This window comes from Streptomyces sp. NPDC046215 (assembly GCF_040646215.1).
GTDB lineage: Bacteria > Actinomycetota > Actinomycetes > Streptomycetales > Streptomycetaceae > Streptomyces > Streptomyces stramineus.
This window is the reverse complement of sequence record NZ_JBEYZW010000036.1, coordinates 1-16,113: the sequence shown is the minus strand read 5'-3', so window position 1 is coordinate 16,113 and position 16,113 is coordinate 1. Positions and strand designations below refer to the sequence as shown.

Annotated in this window: 18 protein-coding genes; 12 read left to right on the top strand and 6 right to left on the bottom strand. The window is 70.6% G+C overall.

Annotated elements, in window-relative coordinates:
- Positions 1-27 precede the first annotated feature (27 nt).
- Entirely contained in the window at positions 28-2,676 is a 2,649-nt protein-coding gene (locus ABZ951_RS17575; RefSeq protein WP_344097016.1) for an FHA domain-containing protein, read from the top strand.
- An 81-nt stretch (positions 2,677-2,757) separates the two neighbouring features.
- On the opposite strand, the gene ABZ951_RS17570 is transcribed toward ABZ951_RS17575, so the two are convergent.
- Both ABZ951_RS17570 and ABZ951_RS17565 read right to left on the bottom strand, forming a co-directional pair.
- The gene (locus ABZ951_RS17570; RefSeq protein ID WP_344097013.1) at positions 2,758-3,453 is read right to left on the bottom strand and encodes a transglycosylase SLT domain-containing protein; all 696 of its coding nucleotides are present in this window, start codon (positions 3,451-3,453) and stop codon (positions 2,758-2,760) included.
- A gap of 394 nt (positions 3,454-3,847) precedes the next feature.
- Positions 3,848-4,549 (bottom strand): nitroreductase family protein, encoded by a 702-nt coding sequence (locus ABZ951_RS17565; protein ID WP_344097011.1) that lies wholly within the window; start codon positions 4,547-4,549, stop codon positions 3,848-3,850.
- A gap of 150 nt (positions 4,550-4,699) precedes the next feature.
- On the opposite strand from ABZ951_RS17565, the gene ABZ951_RS17560 reads away from it, so the two are divergent.
- The 4 genes from ABZ951_RS17560 to ABZ951_RS17545 all read left to right on the top strand — a co-directional run bounded on the left by ABZ951_RS17560 (position 4,700) and on the right by ABZ951_RS17545 (position 7,389).
- On the top strand, positions 4,700-5,929 hold the full coding sequence (locus tag ABZ951_RS17560) for a GAF domain-containing sensor histidine kinase (RefSeq protein WP_344097009.1): 1,230 nt from the start codon (positions 4,700-4,702) through the stop codon (positions 5,927-5,929).
- A complete protein-coding gene (locus ABZ951_RS17555) occupies positions 5,922-6,566 on the top strand; it encodes a response regulator transcription factor (protein WP_344097007.1) in 645 nt (214 codons plus the stop codon). The genes ABZ951_RS17560 and ABZ951_RS17555 overlap by 8 nt, the downstream gene beginning before the upstream one ends.
- Before the next feature lie 152 nt (positions 6,567-6,718).
- Positions 6,719-6,958, top strand: a complete 240-nt coding sequence (locus ABZ951_RS17550; RefSeq protein ID WP_344097005.1) for a chaplin — start codon at positions 6,719-6,721, stop codon at positions 6,956-6,958.
- 179 nt (positions 6,959-7,137) lie between these two features.
- On the top strand, positions 7,138-7,389 hold the full coding sequence (locus ABZ951_RS17545) for a chaplin (RefSeq protein WP_344097003.1): 252 nt from the start codon (positions 7,138-7,140) through the stop codon (positions 7,387-7,389).
- 81 nt (positions 7,390-7,470) lie between these two features.
- Here the strand turns inward: ABZ951_RS17545 and ABZ951_RS17540 are convergent, their stop codons facing one another.
- Positions 7,471-8,274: a hypothetical protein gene (locus ABZ951_RS17540; RefSeq protein WP_344097001.1), complete on the bottom strand. Its 804-nt coding sequence runs from the start codon at positions 8,272-8,274 to the stop codon at positions 7,471-7,473.
- A gap of 125 nt (positions 8,275-8,399) precedes the next feature.
- Here ABZ951_RS17540 and ABZ951_RS17535 point away from each other — a divergent pair, with 125 nt between their 5' ends.
- From ABZ951_RS17535 to ABZ951_RS17520, 4 genes are all read left to right on the top strand, one after another.
- On the top strand, positions 8,400-9,191 hold the full coding sequence (locus ABZ951_RS17535; RefSeq protein ID WP_344096999.1) for an ABC transporter ATP-binding protein: 792 nt from the start codon (positions 8,400-8,402) through the stop codon (positions 9,189-9,191).
- 68 nt (positions 9,192-9,259) lie between these two features.
- On the top strand, positions 9,260-9,682 hold the full coding sequence (locus ABZ951_RS17530; protein ID WP_344096997.1) for an NfeD family protein: 423 nt from the start codon (positions 9,260-9,262) through the stop codon (positions 9,680-9,682).
- A 120-nt stretch (positions 9,683-9,802) separates the two neighbouring features.
- Positions 9,803-10,756 carry an SPFH domain-containing protein gene (locus tag ABZ951_RS17525; protein ID WP_344096995.1) on the top strand — a complete coding sequence of 318 codons (954 nt, stop codon included), beginning with the start codon at positions 9,803-9,805 and terminating at the stop codon, positions 10,754-10,756.
- Positions 10,757-10,834: 78 nt separating this feature from the next.
- Positions 10,835-11,611, top strand: coding sequence for a sulfite exporter TauE/SafE family protein (locus ABZ951_RS17520; RefSeq protein WP_344096993.1), 777 nt, complete (start codon positions 10,835-10,837; stop codon positions 11,609-11,611).
- A gap of 26 nt (positions 11,612-11,637) precedes the next feature.
- Here ABZ951_RS17520 and ABZ951_RS17515 read toward each other — a convergent pair whose 3' ends face one another.
- Both ABZ951_RS17515 and ABZ951_RS17510 read right to left on the bottom strand, forming a co-directional pair.
- A complete protein-coding gene (locus tag ABZ951_RS17515; RefSeq protein ID WP_344096990.1) occupies positions 11,638-12,159 on the bottom strand; it encodes an HNH endonuclease in 522 nt (173 codons plus the stop codon).
- Positions 12,160-12,566: 407 nt separating this feature from the next.
- A complete protein-coding gene (locus tag ABZ951_RS17510; RefSeq protein ID WP_344096988.1) occupies positions 12,567-13,106 on the bottom strand; it encodes a YbhB/YbcL family Raf kinase inhibitor-like protein in 540 nt (179 codons plus the stop codon).
- Positions 13,107-13,190: 84 nt separating this feature from the next.
- Between ABZ951_RS17510 and ABZ951_RS17505 the strand changes: the two genes are divergently transcribed.
- Together ABZ951_RS17505 and ABZ951_RS17500 are read left to right on the top strand one after the other, a co-directional pair.
- Positions 13,191-13,655, top strand: coding sequence for a ribonuclease domain-containing protein (locus tag ABZ951_RS17505; RefSeq protein WP_344096986.1), 465 nt, complete (start codon positions 13,191-13,193; stop codon positions 13,653-13,655).
- Positions 13,652-14,083 (top strand): barstar family protein, encoded by a 432-nt coding sequence (locus ABZ951_RS17500; RefSeq protein WP_344096983.1) that lies wholly within the window; start codon positions 13,652-13,654, stop codon positions 14,081-14,083. The genes ABZ951_RS17505 and ABZ951_RS17500 overlap by 4 nt, the downstream gene beginning before the upstream one ends.
- Before the next feature lie 19 nt (positions 14,084-14,102).
- Here ABZ951_RS17500 and ABZ951_RS17495 read toward each other — a convergent pair whose 3' ends face one another.
- A complete protein-coding gene (locus tag ABZ951_RS17495) occupies positions 14,103-14,885 on the bottom strand; it encodes a sporulation protein (protein WP_344096981.1) in 783 nt (260 codons plus the stop codon).
- Positions 14,886-14,941: 56 nt separating this feature from the next.
- On the opposite strand from ABZ951_RS17495, the gene ABZ951_RS17490 reads away from it, so the two are divergent.
- A complete protein-coding gene (locus ABZ951_RS17490; RefSeq protein ID WP_344096979.1) occupies positions 14,942-15,595 on the top strand; it encodes a DNA-3-methyladenine glycosylase in 654 nt (217 codons plus the stop codon).
- Positions 15,596-16,113: the final 518 nt, after the last annotated feature.

The window sequence follows — 16,113 nt, the reverse complement described above, 5'->3', positions numbered from 1 at the left end:
ATCGGGGGACAAGTAGTGGGGCATGGAGTGCCGGAACTCGTACTGGAATTGAATGGACAGACCTGGACGCTCGATCCGTCCAGGTCCTACACCCTGGGGCGTGATCCGCAGGGTGACATGGTGCTGCAGGACGCCCGTGTCTCGTGGCGGCACGCCACGGTGCGGTGGGGCGGACGCAGCTGGATCATCGAGGATCACGGCAGTACCAACGGCACCTATGTGCAGGGTCAGCGGATCCATCAGATGGAGATCGGCCCCGGCTCGGCCGTGCATCTGGGCAACGCGACGGACGGCCCGCGGCTGAATCTCGCCGCTGGTCAGGGTGCCGGCCCGGGGGCCGGCCTGGCTCCGCCGGCCGCGGACCTCTACAGCGCACAGACCGCGATGGCCGCACCGCAGCAGCAGGCGCCCCACCAGGCTCCGGTGCACCAGCCGCCGCAGTACCAGCAGCACCCCGGGGCAGGCTGGCCGCACCAGGCGCAGCAGCCCCCGTACCAGCAGCCGGACGCCTGGCAGCAGCAGGCGCACCAGCAGCAGGCCCAGCACCCGGGCCACCACCCGCAGGCGCACGTCCCTCAGCAGAACCCCCAGCACCCCCCGTCCGGGCAGCAGCCCCCGGCGCACGGCGGTGGTTCCGCACCCGGCGGCACCCCGGCCGCCCCCCCGGTCTACGGCGACCGCAGCCCCACGAGCTTCCACCAGATGGCCGTGGGCCGCGTGATGCGCATCGGCCGTGCCCTGGAGAACGAGCTGGTCGTCTCCGACCTCCAGGTCTCCCGCCACCACGCCGAGTTCCGGGCCACCAGCGACGGCCGCTTCGAGATCGTCGACCTCGGCAGCCACAACGGCACCTATGTCAACGGTCAGCCGGTCCGCCAGCAGATCATCGGCCCCCACGACATCGTCGGCGTCGGTCACTCCACCTTCCGCCTGGTCGGCGACCGGCTGGAGGAGTTCGTCGACACCGGCGACGTCTCCTTCTCCGCCCGCCACCTCACCGTCACCGTCGACGGCGGCAAGCAGATCCTCAAGGACGTCTCCTTCGGCGTCCCCGAGAAGTCGCTGATCGCGGTCATCGGCCCGTCCGGCTCCGGCAAGTCCACCCTGCTCAAGGCGCTCACCGGCTACCGCCCCGCCAACGAGGGCGACGTCCTCTACGACAACCGCAACCTCTACAAGCAGTTCGCCGAGCTGCGCCAGCGCATCGGCCTGGTCCCGCAGGACGACATCCTGCACAAGGAGCTCACCGTCCGGAAGGCCCTGCGCTACGCCGCGAAGCTCCGCTTCCCCGGCGACACCGCGGCCTCCGAGCGCGAGGCCCGGATAGGCGAGGTCCTGGGCGAGCTCAAGCTCGACATCCACGCGGACAAAAAGGTCACCTCCCTCTCCGGAGGCCAGCGCAAGCGCGTCTCCGTCGCCCTGGAGCTGCTCACCAAGCCGTCGCTGATCTTCCTGGACGAGCCCACCTCGGGCCTCGACCCGGGCATGGACCGCGACGTCATGCAGCTGCTGCGCGGCCTGGCCGACGACGGCCGCACGGTCCTGGTGGTCACCCACTCCGTCGCCGAGCTGGCCATCTGCGACAAGCTGCTGGTGATGGCGCCCGGCGGTTCGGTCGCCTACTTCGGCCCGCCCGAGGAAGCGCTGAACTTCTTCGGCTACGAGACGTGGGCCGATGTCTTCTCGGCCTTCGAGAACTACCGCGACTACGACTGGTCGGGCCGCTGGCGCGGCTCGCAGCACTACCAGATGTACGCCGCGGACATCGACGCCGTCGCCCCGCAGTCCGTACACGTCCAGCCGCAGATGGTCCAGCCGCCCAAGGCGCAGAGCTGGGGCTCCCAGCTGTGGACGCTGATCCGCCGCTATGTCTCGGTGATCGCCTCCGACCGCGGCTTCCTGGCCCTGATGGTGATCCTGCCCGCCGTGCTCGGCGCGGTGAGCACGGTCATCCCGGCCGACTCCGGCCTCGGCCCCGGCCCCGCGAAGTCCGCCTTCCAGAACCGCGACGCCGGCACCATCCTGCTGATCCTCGCGGTCGGCGCCTGTTTTGCCGGAGCGGCCAACTCCGTCCGCGAGCTGATCAAGGAACGGGTGATCTACGAACGGGAGCGGGCGACCGGCCTGTCCCGCTCGGCGTACCTGATGTCGAAGGTCGTCGTCCTCGGCGTCATCACGGCCTTCCAGGGCGCGCTCATCAGCGCCATCGGCTTCGGCGTCCGCGGCGAGAAGATGCCCGAGGAGGGCGTCGTCCTCACCCACCTGCCGGCGGCCGAGATGGCCCTGGTGATCATGGCCCTCGGCTTCACCTCGATGATGTTCGGCCTGATCATCTCCTCGCTGGTCAAGACCGCCGAGAAGACGATGCCGCTGCTGGTGATGTTCGCGATCGTCCAGGTCGTCTTCACCGGCGTGCTCTTCCAGATCTTCGACAAGATCGGCGTGGAGCAGGTCGCCTGGCTGATGCCCTCCCGCTGGGCGATCGGCGCCGCCGGTGCCACCGCGAACCTCAATGTCCTCATGCCGTGGCCGGGCGCCGGCCCGGACCCGCTGTGGGAGCACACCGCGACCCAGTGGTTCGTCGACATGGGCGTCCTGCTCGGCATCGGCGTGCTCTGCGGCTTCGTCGTCGCCCGCCTGCTGCGCCGCCACGAGCCCGAGGTCATGCGCAAGTAGCACCCCGCTCGCACACACGCCGAAGGGCGGCACCCGGATCGGGTGCCGCCCTTCGGCGCATGCGCGGGTCCGCTCGGCCTCTTAGTAGGCGGAGTTGACGTTGTCCATCGAGCCGTACTTGTCGGCCGCGTAGTTGCAGGCCGCGGTGATGTTGGCGACCGGGTCGTAGATGTCCCAGGAGGTGCCTTCGACGTGGTACGCCTTGAAGGTCGGGTCGATCACCTGGAGCAGGCCCTTGGAGGGGACGCCGTTGATGGCGTTGATGTCCCAGTTGTTGATCGCCCGGGGGTTGCCGGTCGACTCGCGCATGATGTTGCGCTTGATGCCCTCGTAGGAGCCGGGGATGCCCTTGGCCTTCATGACGTCCAGGGCCTCGCGGATCCAGCCGTCCAGGTTGTTGGCGTAGGTCTTCGGGGCGGGCGCGGCCTGGACCGGCTTGCGCTCCTCGGAACGGCTCGCGGCCTGCTTCTCCGCGCGCTCCTTGTCCGCCTTGGCCTTCGCCTCGGCGTCGGCCTTCTTCTTGGCCTCGGCCTCGGTCTTCGCCAGCTTCGCGGCGTTGTCCGACTGCTTGCCGAGCTGCTCCTGCTGCTCCTGGCCGCCGAAGGAGTGGGCGCTCCACGCGACCGGCTTGACGCCGATGGACTGGGTCTCGGCGTCGGCCGAGCCACCGGGGACGGCGGCGAGCGTCAGGGCGGCGATGCCCGCGGCGGCGATGCCCGCGGCGGAGAACTTGTGGACCTTGGACAGACGGCTATAGCCGGAGATGGGGGAGCGCATGCTGAGCTGAACCTCTTCCAATCGCGTGGGTCGCACTGGCCGGATCGGCGCGGGGGAAGCGCCGCGTCTCGATCGACGGCGCCGTGCGGCTGGGCAATTGTTAGCGGCTGCAAAATTCTGTGGCAAAGCAGTGACGTACTATCCCGCTTCGTTGCGGAGGGGGGTGCGCGGGGCGGGCGAAGGCGATGGAGAAGGCGGCTGCTACCCGCTTACGACGGCCTTATGCGTCCACTAGGCCGGGTCGTAGGTGATCTGGGTCCTATGCCCGGGCTCACACCGGGGAGCATGCCGGTTCACCCGATGTGAGCGCCAGGGTGCTTTGCGTATGTGATCGTTTGCACCGGCGCCCGGCCGGGCCCGGCCGGAATCCCGGGCCCGGCCCGCGGCGGGCGCGTCAGACCTCCTTCAGCACCTGGTCCAGGCTCTTGCGGACGAGGTCCGGCACCGTGCAGTCCGCCGCCGGGTAGCCCACCGGGATCACCGCGAACGCCTTCTCGTTCGCCGGCCGCCCCAGCACCTCGGACAGGAACCGCATCGGGCTGGGCGTGTGCACCAGCGCCGCCAGCCCCGACAGGTGCAGCGCCGAGAGCAGCATCCCCACCGCGATGCCGACGGATTCGTCCACGTAGTAGTGCTTGCGCTTGTCGCCGTCCTCGCCCAGCCAGTACCGCTGCTGGAAGACCACGATCAGGGCCGGCGCGTCCGTCAGGTGCGGCTTCACCTCGTCCGTGCCCAGCGGCCGCAGCGCGGCGAGCCACTCCTCGCTCAGCCGGCCCTCGTAGGAGATCCGCTCCTCTTCCTCCGCGGCCCGGCGGATCCGCCGCCGCGCCTCGGGGTCCTTCACCAGGACGAACGTCCACGGCTGCTGGTGCGCCCCGGACGGAGCGGTGGCCGCGCACGCGATCGCGTCCCGCACCACCTGCTCCGGCACGGGGTCGGCCGAGAACTGCCGGACCGTCCTGCGCCGGTCCATCCGCTCCCGCAGCTCGGCGGCGCGGGCGAGGGACTCGGCGGCGGGCATCCGCTCGGGGCGGTAGGGAACCGGCCGGTAGGGGTCGCCGTGGGTCGGTGTCCACTGTGTCGTTGGTATAGACATGGTTCGAGTCTGGCCCCGGGCGCGCGCCGCGAGGGGCGGTTTCCGCAATCCGGCCGGCCGGGCAGGGCCCTTCGACCTAGGCCCCGGGGTCCAGGCCGGTGCCGCCGACGGCCCGATACGTCACGCGATCCCCCTCGGTACCGTGAGGCCATGACCAACGGCCCCCGCTCCGGCCTGACCGCCGTGAGCACCGCGCTCCTCGCGATGAGCAGACACCTGCAGGTGCGCGACGTCCTCCATACGATCGTCGTCTCCGCCCGGGAGCTGCTGGACGCCGAGTACGCGGCCCTCGGCGTCCCCGACGACCACGGGGGGTTCGCCCAGTTCGTCGTCGACGGCGTCAGCGACGAGCAGTGGAAGGCCATCGGACCGCTGCCCCGCCAGCACGGCATCCTCGCCGCGATGATCCAGGACGCCACCCCTCAGCGCCTCGCCGACGTCCGGAAGGACCCCCGCTTCGAAGGGTGGCCCGACGCCCACCCGGACATGTCCGACTTCATCGGCATGCCGGTCGCCGACGGGGAGGAGATCCTCGGCGCCCTGTTCCTGGCGAACAAGAAACGCCGGGGCGCCGAGGGCGAGGAAGGTGCCGAGGGTGAGGAAGACGCCGAGAGGCGGAGCAAAAGCGACGCATGCCCTCATGTGGCGACATATATAGGGGAAGGCTGCGGCTTCACCGCCGAGGACGAGGATCTCCTGCGCGTCCTGGCCCAGCACGCGGCCATAGCCCTCACCAACGCCCGCCTCTACGAGCGCAGCCGTGAGCTGACCATCGCGGGGGAGCGCGCCCGCCTCGCCCACGAGCTGCACGACGCGGTGGCGCAGAAGCTGTTCTCCCTGCGGCTGACCGCCCAAGCGGCCACCGCCCTCGTCGACCGCGACCCCGCCCGCGCCAAGGAGGAGCTGCACGAGGTGGCCCGGCTCGCCGCCGAGGCCGCCGACGAGCTGCGCGCCGCCGTCGTGGAGCTGCGCCCCGCCGGTCTCGACGAGGACGGCCTCGTGGCTACCCTGCGCACCCAGATCCAGGTCCTGGACCGTGCTCACACCGCGCGGGTCACGTTCGCCTCCCAGGGCGTACGGGCGCTCCCCGCCGCCCAGGAGGAGGCGCTGCTGCGGGTGGCCCAGGAGTCCCTGCACAACGCCCTGCGCCACTCCGGGGCCGGGCACGTGGCCGTCACCCTCACCCGCGCGGGCCAGGGGGCCGCCCTGCGGGTCGCCGACGACGGGTGCGGGTTCGAGCCCGACGTCGTCCGCCGGGCGGGCCGTCACCTCGGGCTCGTGTCGATGCGGGACCGGGCGAGCGGCGTCGGGGGAAGCCTGACCGTTAACTCCGCGCCCGGGATGGGTACGGCGGTCGTGATGGAGGTGCCCGGTGGCTGACCGAGTGATCAAGGTCGTGCTCGTGGACGACCACCAGGTGGTCCGCAGGGGGCTGCGCACCTTCCTGGAGGTCCAGGACGACATCGAGGTGGTGGGGGAGGCCGCGGACGGCGCCGGGGGCGTCGAGCGGGCCGAGGAGCTGCGCCCGGACGTCGTCCTCATGGACGTGAAGATGCCCGGCATGGACGGCATCGAGGCGCTGCGCAAGCTCCGCGAGCTCGGCAACCCCGCCCGGGTCCTGGTCGTCACCAGCTTCACCGAGCAGCGCACCGTGATCCCCGCCCTGCGCGCCGGCGCGGCGGGCTATGTCTACAAGGACGTGGACCCCGAGGCCCTGGCCGGAGCGATCAGGTCCGTGCACGCCGGGCACGTCCTCCTCCAGCCCGAGGTGGCCGGTGTCCTGCTGTCGCAGGAGGAGGCCGGAGGCGGCCAGGGCCGGGGCAACGGCCTCACCGACCGGGAGCGGGAGGTGCTCGCCCTCATCGCGGACGGGCGGTCCAACCGGGAGATCGCCCGCGCCCTCGTCCTGTCCGAGAAGACTGTCAAGACCCACGTCTCGAACATCCTGATGAAGCTGGACCTCGCCGACCGGACCCAGGCGGCCCTGTGGGCCGTCCGACATGGGATCGGAGCATGATCGCGGTCATACCGGAATGTCATCTTCAGATCAGGGATTCATACGGTCGTGTAGTGGTCGACCTGGCCCCGCAACCTGACCGTCAGTGATCCGTTTTCCAGGGCGTACCGCGGCGGCTGGCCGTGGCAACGTTCCAGGAAGGTCATAAAAGAGTGAAGAGCATGAAGAAGGCCGCTGCCGTCACGATCGCCGTCAGCGGTCTCGCCCTCGCCGGCGCCGGTGCGGCCTCCGCCCACGCCCAGGCCGACGCCAACGCGCAGAACTCCCCGGGCATCGCCTCGGGCAACGTCGTTCAGGTGCCCGTCAAGGTTCCGGTCAACCTGTGCGGCAACACCATCAGCGTGGTCGGTCTGTTCAACCCGGCCTTCGGCAACGACTGCGTCAACAAGTAGGTTCGGCGCGCCCCGACTACCCGGCTCCGACACCACGGGGCCGGGCAGTCGGCGGTGAGCAATCGCCCGAAAGAGGGCAAAAACCGCCGATGGCCGTGCCATCGGCGGTGCGCTGGCGTTCATCACTACGCGACCCCGCGGCTGGGGCCGTCAAGGACATCAGCAGAAGGAAGACCCTCATGAACAGTGCCAAGAAGGCCGCCATCGCCCTGGCCGTGTCCGGCCTGGCCGTCGGCGCCTCCGCCAGCGCCGCCGTCGCCGACGGCGACCACGGTGCCCTCGCCCACGGCGTCGCCAAGGGCTCGCCGGGCATCGTCTCCGGCAACGTGATCCAGGTCCCGATCCAGATCCCGCTGAACGTCTGCGGCAACACGATCGACATCATCGCGCTGCTCAACCCCACCTTCGGCAACACCTGCGTCAACGCCTGACGCTCGCGCACACCGGCGAAACCCGGCGGGCCCCGCGGACCGAAGAGGTCCCCGGGGCCCGCTCGCGCTGTGCGCCGAGCGTCAGCGCCTGCGCTCCCGCTCCTCGACCATCGCGTTGTACGCGGCGACCTGCGCGCGCCGGGCCGTCCGCTCCACGGGCCGCAGCGCCTGGGACCGGGCCGCCATCTCCGACGCGCTCACCGCGCCGCCGTGCTCCCGGCCGGCGCCGTCCCCCGGCTCGTACGCGATCGCGATCAGCGCCCCCACCCGCTGGGCCAGCTCCAGCACCCGCACCGCACGCGGCGGATAGCCCGGGGCGAGCACCTCGCGCCCGCTCTCGGCCCGGGCCCGGTACGCCTCCAGCGCGGCCTGGGCCACCGGCCCGGAGCCGGCCACGTCGAGCCGGGTGAGGACCTCGGTCGCCTCCCGCAGGGCCTCCGCGAGCTCCCGCTCGGCCTCCCCGAGCGAGGGCACGTCGGCCGGCGGCGCGTCCCGGACGGGCAGGCAGTGCCAGAGGACCTCCACGTGCACATCGCCCTCGGGCCCGGCCTCGTGGACCTCCGGCACCAGCCCGAGCGCCGCCCCCGAGGCGACGACGGCCTCCCCGGCCTCCAGCGCGCGGGCGTTGAACTCCGGCGGCCCGCTCAGCCCCAGCGGATGTCCGGGAACCGGCAGCGCGAGGCGCAGCCCCGTCGCCCCGAGCGCGCGCAGCCGCCCGAGCGCCAGGGTGAGGCCGACCGGTCCCGGCTCGCCGGGGAGGCCGGTGACGCGGTGCACCGCGTCGTCGTCCGTGATGCGGTGTGCGGCGTCATCGGGTGAAACAAAACCGGCAATGAGGGCATTTCCCCACGCCGTGAGCCGTCCTGAGCGGTGTTCATCCAGCATGGCCCCAGCCTAAGGACTGGCACCCACAACCGGTGGCGTAGGTTTTCCCTAGGGGGCTTCGCCTTCAGGCGCAAGCGACGACGAGACCGCAAAGCGACGAGACTGCAATGGGAGACAACGCGCTCATGAGCGAAGTGCTGGAACTGGTGGACGTATCCGTGGTCCGCGAGGGCCGGGCTCTGGTGGACCAGGTCTCCTGGTCGGTCAAGGAGGGGGAGCGCTGGGTCATCCTCGGCCCCAACGGTGCCGGCAAGACCACCCTCCTGAATGTCGCCTCCAGCTACCTCTTCCCGACCAAGGGAGGCGTCCGGGTCCTGGGCGAGAAGCTCGGCGCGGTCGACGTCTTCGAGCTGCGCCCCCGGATCGGCATGGCGGGCATCGCCCTCGCCGACAAGCTGCCGCGCAGCCAGACCGTCCTGCAGACGGTCCTGACCGCCGCCTACGGCATGACGGCCACCTGGCACGAGGACTACGAGGAGGTCGACGAGCAGCGCGCCCGCGCGTTCCTCGACGTCCTCGGCATGACCGAGTACCTGGACCGAAAGTTCGGCACCCTCTCCGAGGGCGAGCGCAAGCGCACCCTCATCGCCCGCGCGATGATGACCGACCCGGAGCTGCTGCTGCTCGACGAGCCGGCGGCCGGCCTGGACCTCGGCGGCCGCGAGGACCTCGTCCGCCGCCTGGGCCGCCTCGCCCGCGACCCGCTGGCCCCCTCGATGGTCATGGTCACCCACCACGTCGAGGAGATCCCCCCGGGCTTCACCCACGTCCTGATGATCCGTCAGGGCAAGGTGCTCGCGGCGGGCCCCGTCGAGCTGGAGCTCACCTCCCGCAACCTCTCGCACTGCTTCGGCCTTCCCCTGGTCGTCGAGCGCAGGGGGGACCGCTGGACCGCGGCAGGCCTGCCGCTCTCCTAGGCGCCCCGGCGCCCGGACCGCTTCCGGGCGCCCTGTCCGGCGGCGGCCACCACGCCTACCATGACCAGGTGGACACTTGGGTGTGGTGGCTCGTAGCCGCCGTCGGGCTGGGAATTCCGCTGGTCGTCACCGCGATGCCCGAGTTCGGGATGTTCGCGGCCGGAGCCGTCGCCGCGGCCGTCACCTCCGCGGTCGGCGGCGGCGTCGTGGCGCAGTTCGTCGTCTTCGCCGTCGTCTCGGTCGCCCTCATCGCCGTCGTGCGCCCGATCGCCAACCGCCACCGCTCCCAGCACCCCGAGCTGGCGAGCGGCGTGGACGCGCTCAGGGGCCGGCAGGCCGTCGTCCTGGAGCGGGTCGACGGCAACGGCGGCCGCATCAAGCTCGCGGGCGAGATCTGGTCCGCACGCTCCCTCGACACCGACAGCAGCTTCGACGTGGGCCAGCAGGTGGACGTCATCGAGATCGACGGCGCGACGGCCGTCGTGATGTGACCCCGAGGCGGACCCCCGCCATCTGGGGCCAATCCCTGCACAGCGGCGCCGGGTTCTGAAAGACTCCAGGAACTCGATCAACAAGAACCCGATCCACGACAACAGGCACGAGGAGCCACGATGGCGATCATCATCGTCCTGATCATCCTGGTGGTGCTCGTCTTCATCGCCCTCATGAAGACGGTTCAGGTCATCCCACAGGCCAGCGCCGCCATCGTGGAGCGCTTCGGCCGCTACACCCGGACCCTCAACGCGGGCCTGAACATCGTCGTCCCGTTCATCGACTCCATCCGCAACCGCATCGACCTCCGCGAGCAGGTCGTGCCGTTCCCGCCGCAGCCGGTGATCACCCAGGACAACCTTGTCGTCAACATCGACACCGTCATCTACTACCAGGTGACCGACGCCCGGGCCGCCACCTACGAGGTCTCCAGCTTCATCCAGGCCATCGAGCAGCTCACCGTCACCACCCTGCGCAACATCATCGGCGGCATGGACCTGGAGCGGACCCTCACCTCCCGCGAGGAGATCAACGCGGCCCTGCGCGGCGTCCTCGACGAGGCCACCGGCAAGTGGGGCATCCGCGTCAACCGCGTCGAGCTGAAGGCGATCGAGCCGCCCACCTCCATCCAGGACTCGATGGAGAAGCAGATGCGCGCCGACCGCGACAAGCGCGCCGCCATCCTCACCGCCGAAGGCATCCGCCAGTCGCAGATCCTCACCGCCGAGGGCGAGAAGCAGTCCGCGATCCTCCGCGCCGAGGGCGAGGCCAAGGCCGCGGCACTGCGCGCCGAGGGCGAGGCCCAGGCGATCCGCACGGTCTTCGAGTCCATCCACGCGGGCGACGCCGACGAGAAGCTGCTCTCCTACCAGTACCTCCAGATGCTCCCGAAGATCGCCGAAGGCGACGCCAACAAGCTCTGGATCGTCCCCAGCGAGATCGGTGACGCCCTCAAGGGCCTCAGCGGAGCCGTCGGCAATTTCGGCCCCCTCGGCTCCCCGCGCCCCAGCGGCGACTCCGTCCCCCGGCAGGCCAAGGAATCCCCCCGCCGCGAGCAGCCCCCCATCGACTGAACCCCGCCCGCTCCTGCATGATCAGTGCGGCCCCTCGACCTGGCACGGCGGGGAGGCGACACCCTGACCATGAAGGAGATGGCCTTGTCCATCTGGGAAGCACTCGCGGTCTTCGCCGCCGGCATCGGCGCGGGCACCATCAACACCATCGTCGGCTCCGGCACCCTCTTCACCTTCCCGGTGCTCCTCGCCATCGGCCTCCCGCCGATCACCGCCAACGTCTCCAACACCCTCGGCCTCGTCACCGGCAACATCAGCGGCGCCATCGGCTACCGCCGCGAACTGCGCGGCCAGCGGCGCCGGATCATCCGCTTCGGCATCACCGCCCTGATCGGCGGCCTCACCGGCGCGATCCTGCTGCTGGCGCTCCCCTCCGAGGCGTTCGACGCGATCGTGCCCGTGCTCATCGGGCTCGCCCTGGTCCTCGTCGTCCTGCAGCCCCGGCTCGCCAAGGCCCTGGCCCGCCGCCGCGAGCGCAACGGCACCACCGACGCCGTCACCGACGGCGGGCCCGGCCTGCTCGGCGGCCTGCTGCTCTCCAGCGCGTACGGCGGCTACTTCGGGGCGGCCCAAGGGGTGCTGTACCTCTCCCTCATGGGCCTGCTCCTCCGCGACGACCTCCAGCGCGTCAACGCCCTGAAGAACGTCCTCGCCGTCGTCGTCAACGGCGTGGCCGCGCTCTTCTTCCTCTTCGTCGCCGACTTCGACTGGACGGCCGTGCTGCTCATCGCCGTCGGCTCCACCCTCGGCGGCCAGCTGGGGGCGAAGATCGGCCGGCGGCTGTCCCCCACCGTGCTGCGCGGCGTCATCGTCGTGGTGGGCATCGTGGCCATCGTCCAGATGCTGCTGAAGTAGGCCGGGGAGCCTGGGGAGGGCCCGTTTCAGGCGGAAGCGGGCTCCGGCAGGGACGGCGCCAGCCACGCCGGCAGGGGCTCCCGGCCGTACGCACCGAGCGCGAGCACCAGCGCATCGGACGGGGACGGCTCGAACGGCGGCCTCAGCAGCCGCATCCCCGCCTGCTCGGGCGTACGGTCCGCCTTGCGGTGATTGTCCTCCGCGCACGCGGCGACCGTATTCAGCCAGCTGTCCGCGCCCCCGTGCGCCCGCGGCACCACGTGGTCCACCGTCGTCGCCCGCCGTCCGCAGTACGCGCAGCGGTGCTGGTCCCGTACCAGCACCCCCCGCCGTGACCACGGCGCCCGTCTTCGGAACGGCACCCGTACGTACCGGCAGAGCCTGATCACCTGCGGCACAGGCACCTCGACCGCCGACGCCCTGACCTGCCGGCCGGGCCTGGCCTGCTCGACGACGGCCTTGCCCTGCAACACCAGCACCACCGCCCGCCGCAGCGACACCGTCGCCAGCGGCTCGAAGCTCGCATTGAGCACCAGCGTCTCCCGCACCCCGCCCACCTCCCGGCTCGTCCCCGCCCCTGCGGCGGCAAAGATGGCTCAACTCTGCCGTCGGGAGCAACGGGTGACAACGCAATATCCGTATACCGGAAGGCAGTTGACGATCAGGAGAAGGCTCGGGCAACAAAGGGGGAAAAGGAGGGGAACGGCCCCGGACGGGGTAACGCTCCGGGCCCTTCCCCCGTAGACACACGGGCCCGGAGCGTACGGCAGCGGACGCGGTCACCCGGCGGAACCGGGCTCCGGCAGACGGCCGGCGCGGACGCGCCCCGCCACCCCCGCCACTGCGGTGTCCACTGCCCGACGGCCGCACTCGGCACCGTCAGCCATGCACCACTGTGCGATCCGGGGCGGCGGGGCGCAACGGAATTTCCGGTCGCCCGGCACCCTCCAGGGCGTCAGCCCGCGGCCGGCACCTCGTACTCGGCGACCAGCTGGGCCCGCCCCAGCGTGTGGAACCGCAGGTTGAAGCCCACGACCGCCGGTGACGCCCCCTCGTCCGGGCCCAGCTTCTCCTGGTCCACGGCGTACACCGTGAACACGTAGCGGTGCGGGCCGTCCCCGGGCGGCGGCGCCGCGCCGCCGAAGTCCCGGGTCCCGTAGTCGTTGCGCACGTGCACGGCCCCTTCGGGCAGCCCCTTCATGCCGCCGCTGCCCGCCCCGGCCGGCAGCTCCGTCACGGACGCCGGGATGTCGAAGAGCACCCAGTGCCAGAAACCGCTGCCCGTCGGCGCGTCCGGGTCGAAACACGTCACGGCGAAGCTCTTGGTGTCCGCCGGGAAGCCCTCCCAGCGCAACTGCGGCGACAGATTCCCCCCGTCGAACACCTGGGCTTCGCCGAGCGCCTCACCAGGCGTCACATCGTCGCTCACCACCGTGAACGACGGCACCTGAGGATGGAAATCGTGGGGGAGCGGCGGTCGCTTCTGCTCGGACACTTCGACGCCTCCTGAAAACGCGCGGAACACTGGAGCCGCCAGCCTAACGACGCCACCGCGCCGGGGACTGAGACCATACGAAGCGTGCTTCGACAGCTTCGACAATTCGGACGAAGGCCCACCGGCCGGACCCTGCGCACGCTGACCGTGCTCCTGGCCGCCCTGCCCCTGCTCCTCCTGCCCGCCTGCTCCTCCGGCGGTGACAAGGCGGGCAAGAGCGGAAAGACGTCCGCGGCGACCGGCCGCGCCGCCCCCTCCTGGGCGAAGGGCATGAGAACCGTTCCCCCGGAGCGACTGCCGGCCGAGGCCCGCAAGACCCTCGAACTCATCGACAAGGGCGGACCCTTCCCCTACGAGAAGGACGGCACCGTCTTCGGCAACTACGAGAACCGGCTCCCGAAGCAGGCCCGCGGCTACTACCGCGAGTACACCGTCCCCACCCCCGGCGCCCGCAATCGTGGCGCCCGCCGCATCATCACCGGCGACCACGCCGAGCGCTACTACACCGGCGACCATTACCAGACCTTCGAAGCGGTGGTACAACCATGACCGGCCCGTTGCCCGCACCCGGACTCACCGGACTCTTCTTCGGCACCGTCCCCCCGGGCGTCTACCGCCTGCCCCCCACCGACACCGCCGCACGCGTGATGTCGCTCGCCGCCGAAGCCGACTGGAGGGCGTCCACACTGCGTCTCGGCGGAGTGACGGACAAGGCGGCCTTCCTCGACCGGTGCGCGACCGACCTGGACTTCCCCGAGTGGTTCGGCCGCAACTGGGACGCCCTCGCCGACTGTCTCACGGACCTCTCCTGGTGGCGGGAGGAAGGCAAGGCCCGCGGCTACCTGCTGCTCACCGAGGGCTGGACGGACTTCCGCAAGGCCGCCCCCCACGACGCCCGCACGGCCGAGGAGATCCTCGGCGACGCCGTCGGCCACTGGGCCGACGGCGAATCGCCTCTCGCCGTGCTCCTGGGCTGACGCGAGCCGCTGCCGCCTGTCAGAGCCAGTTGCGGCGCCCGCCGACCTCGGCGAGCCACTGGTTCAGATAGGCGGCCCAGTCGGTCTGCGCATAGGACCGGAGATCCACCGTGAACGACCGGAAGGTGTCACTGCCCTCGGTGAACAGCCCCGGCTTCTTGTCCATCTCCAGCACCACGTCCATCTCGCGGTCGTCCGCGACGAAGGACAGCTCGACCTCGTTCAGCCCCCGGTACTGCGCCGGCGCGTGGAACTCGATCTCCTGGTAGAACGGCAGCTGCTGCCGGGTACCGCGAATGTGACCGCGCTCCAGGTCCGCGGCCTTGAACCCGAAGCCCAGCTGACCGAAGGCGTCGAGGATGGCCTGCTGCGCCGGCATCGGGTGCACGTTCACCGGATCGAGGTCGCTGGAGTCGACGGCCCGGGCGATCGCCAGGGACGTGCTCACTCCGACGTTCATGCCGGTCAGGTGGCGCCCCATGAACGTGGTGATCGGCGTCTCCCAGGGAATCTCCAGCCCGAACGGCACGGTGTGCACCGCACCCGCCTGGACCTCGAACGCTCCGCCGAGCCGGACGCGCGTGAACTCGATGTCCTGCTTGTACTCCTCCTCGCCGCCTTCCACCTCGACCCGCGCCTGGAGCCCGACCGACAGTCCCTCGATCTTCTGCGCGACCGAGCCGCCCTGGATCCGCACCTCGCCCTGGACGACTCCACCCGGGACGACGTTCTCCTCGAACAGCACCGTCTCGACCGAAGCACCTCCGGCACCAAGACTCGCCAGCAGTTTCTTGAACCCCATGCTTCCTCTTCCTCCCCGAGCCCGTACGCCGGACCCTTCCGTTACGCTCGATAGGCATGATCGCCGCGCCTGACCGTATGCCAATCGCCCGGGACTTCTTCGACCGTCCGGTACTGGAGGTCGCCCCCCAGTTGCTCGGCCGCACTCTTGTCCGCTCGACGCCCGACGGGCCGATCGAGCTCCGCATCACCGAAGTCGAGGCCTACGCGGGCCAGGCGGACCCCGGCTCCCACGCCTACCGCGGCCGGACCGAGCGGAACGCCTCGATGTTCGGACCCCCCGGGCACGCCTATGTCTACTTCATCTACGGCATGTGGTTCAGCCTCAACCTCGTCTGCGGTCCGGAGGGCACGGCGAGCGGTGTTCTGCTGAGGGCCGGTGAGGTGATCAAGGGTGCGGAGCTCGCCAGGAAGCGCCGCCCCAAGGCCCGCAAGGACCAGGAGCTGGCGCAGGGCCCGGCACGGCTGGCCACGGCGCTCGATATCGACCGCAGCCTCAACGGCATCGACATCTGCGCCGGCACGGACGCCCCCCTCGCGGTGCTGAGCGGTCACCCCGTCCACACCGACCGGGTGCGCAGCGGCCCGCGTACGGGGGTCGGGGGAGAGGGCGCCGTCCACCCGTGGCGCTTCTGGGCGGACGGCGAGCCGACGGTCAGCCCGTACCGGGCCCATGTCCCGCGCCACCGCGGCAAGAAGACCGGTGCTTGACTCCGGCCCGCGGAGGCCCTAACGTAGCCCGAGCCGCTTGAGACGGACGGCGCCATGGGCGCGGACCGGCAGGCGGCACAACCACTACTACTGAGGACGCCCCCGGAACGGGGTCTTATTTCGCTGTGCCGAAATATGACTTCGATCGGCTCGATTAGGAGCCACCAGGGAAATCCGCTAAGGTAGTGGACACGCCGGAAGGCGCGAAACAAACCCCGCTCCAGCAGGGGGCCGGAAATGGAATCCGAACCGGAAACGGAACGGAAAACGGATCTGGTAAGGTTGGAAACACGAAACACCGAAGGGAAGCGCCCGGAGGAAAGCCCGAGAGGGTGAGTACAAAGGAAGCGTCCGTTCCTTGAGAACTCAACAGCGTGCCAAAAGTCAACGCCAGACTATAAAATACCCCGTCCCTGGTCCTCTGGATCGGGACGCGGTTCCTTTGAAAAGTCCTGGTCGCCTCCTTTGCGGGGTGGGCAGGCAATTACACAGCGAGGACGCTGTGCACGACCGGACTT

Bases quoted from the DNA above. Each gene is read 5' to 3' on its own strand.
- ABZ951_RS17560 (WP_344097009.1), top strand. From the start codon at position 4,700: ATGACCAACGGCCCCCGCTCCGGCCTGACCGCCGTGAGCACCGCGCTC.
- ABZ951_RS17540 (WP_344097001.1), bottom strand. From the start codon at position 8,274: ATGCTGGATGAACACCGCTCAGGACGGCTCACGGCGTGGGGAAATGCC.
- ABZ951_RS17525 (WP_344096995.1), top strand. From the start codon at position 9,803: ATGGCGATCATCATCGTCCTGATCATCCTGGTGGTGCTCGTCTTCATC.
- ABZ951_RS17490 (WP_344096979.1), top strand. From the start codon at position 14,942: ATGATCGCCGCGCCTGACCGTATGCCAATCGCCCGGGACTTCTTCGAC.
- ABZ951_RS17565 (WP_344097011.1), bottom strand. From the start codon at position 4,549: ATGTCTATACCAACGACACAGTGGACACCGACCCACGGCGACCCCTAC.
- ABZ951_RS17500 (WP_344096983.1), top strand. From the start codon at position 13,652: ATGACCGGCCCGTTGCCCGCACCCGGACTCACCGGACTCTTCTTCGGC.
- ABZ951_RS17495 (WP_344096981.1), bottom strand. From the start codon at position 14,885: ATGGGGTTCAAGAAACTGCTGGCGAGTCTTGGTGCCGGAGGTGCTTCG.
- ABZ951_RS17520 (WP_344096993.1), top strand. From the start codon at position 10,835: ATGGCCTTGTCCATCTGGGAAGCACTCGCGGTCTTCGCCGCCGGCATC.
- ABZ951_RS17545 (WP_344097003.1), top strand. From the start codon at position 7,138: ATGAACAGTGCCAAGAAGGCCGCCATCGCCCTGGCCGTGTCCGGCCTG.
- ABZ951_RS17570 (WP_344097013.1), bottom strand. From the start codon at position 3,453: ATGCGCTCCCCCATCTCCGGCTATAGCCGTCTGTCCAAGGTCCACAAG.
- ABZ951_RS17535 (WP_344096999.1), top strand. From the start codon at position 8,400: ATGAGCGAAGTGCTGGAACTGGTGGACGTATCCGTGGTCCGCGAGGGC.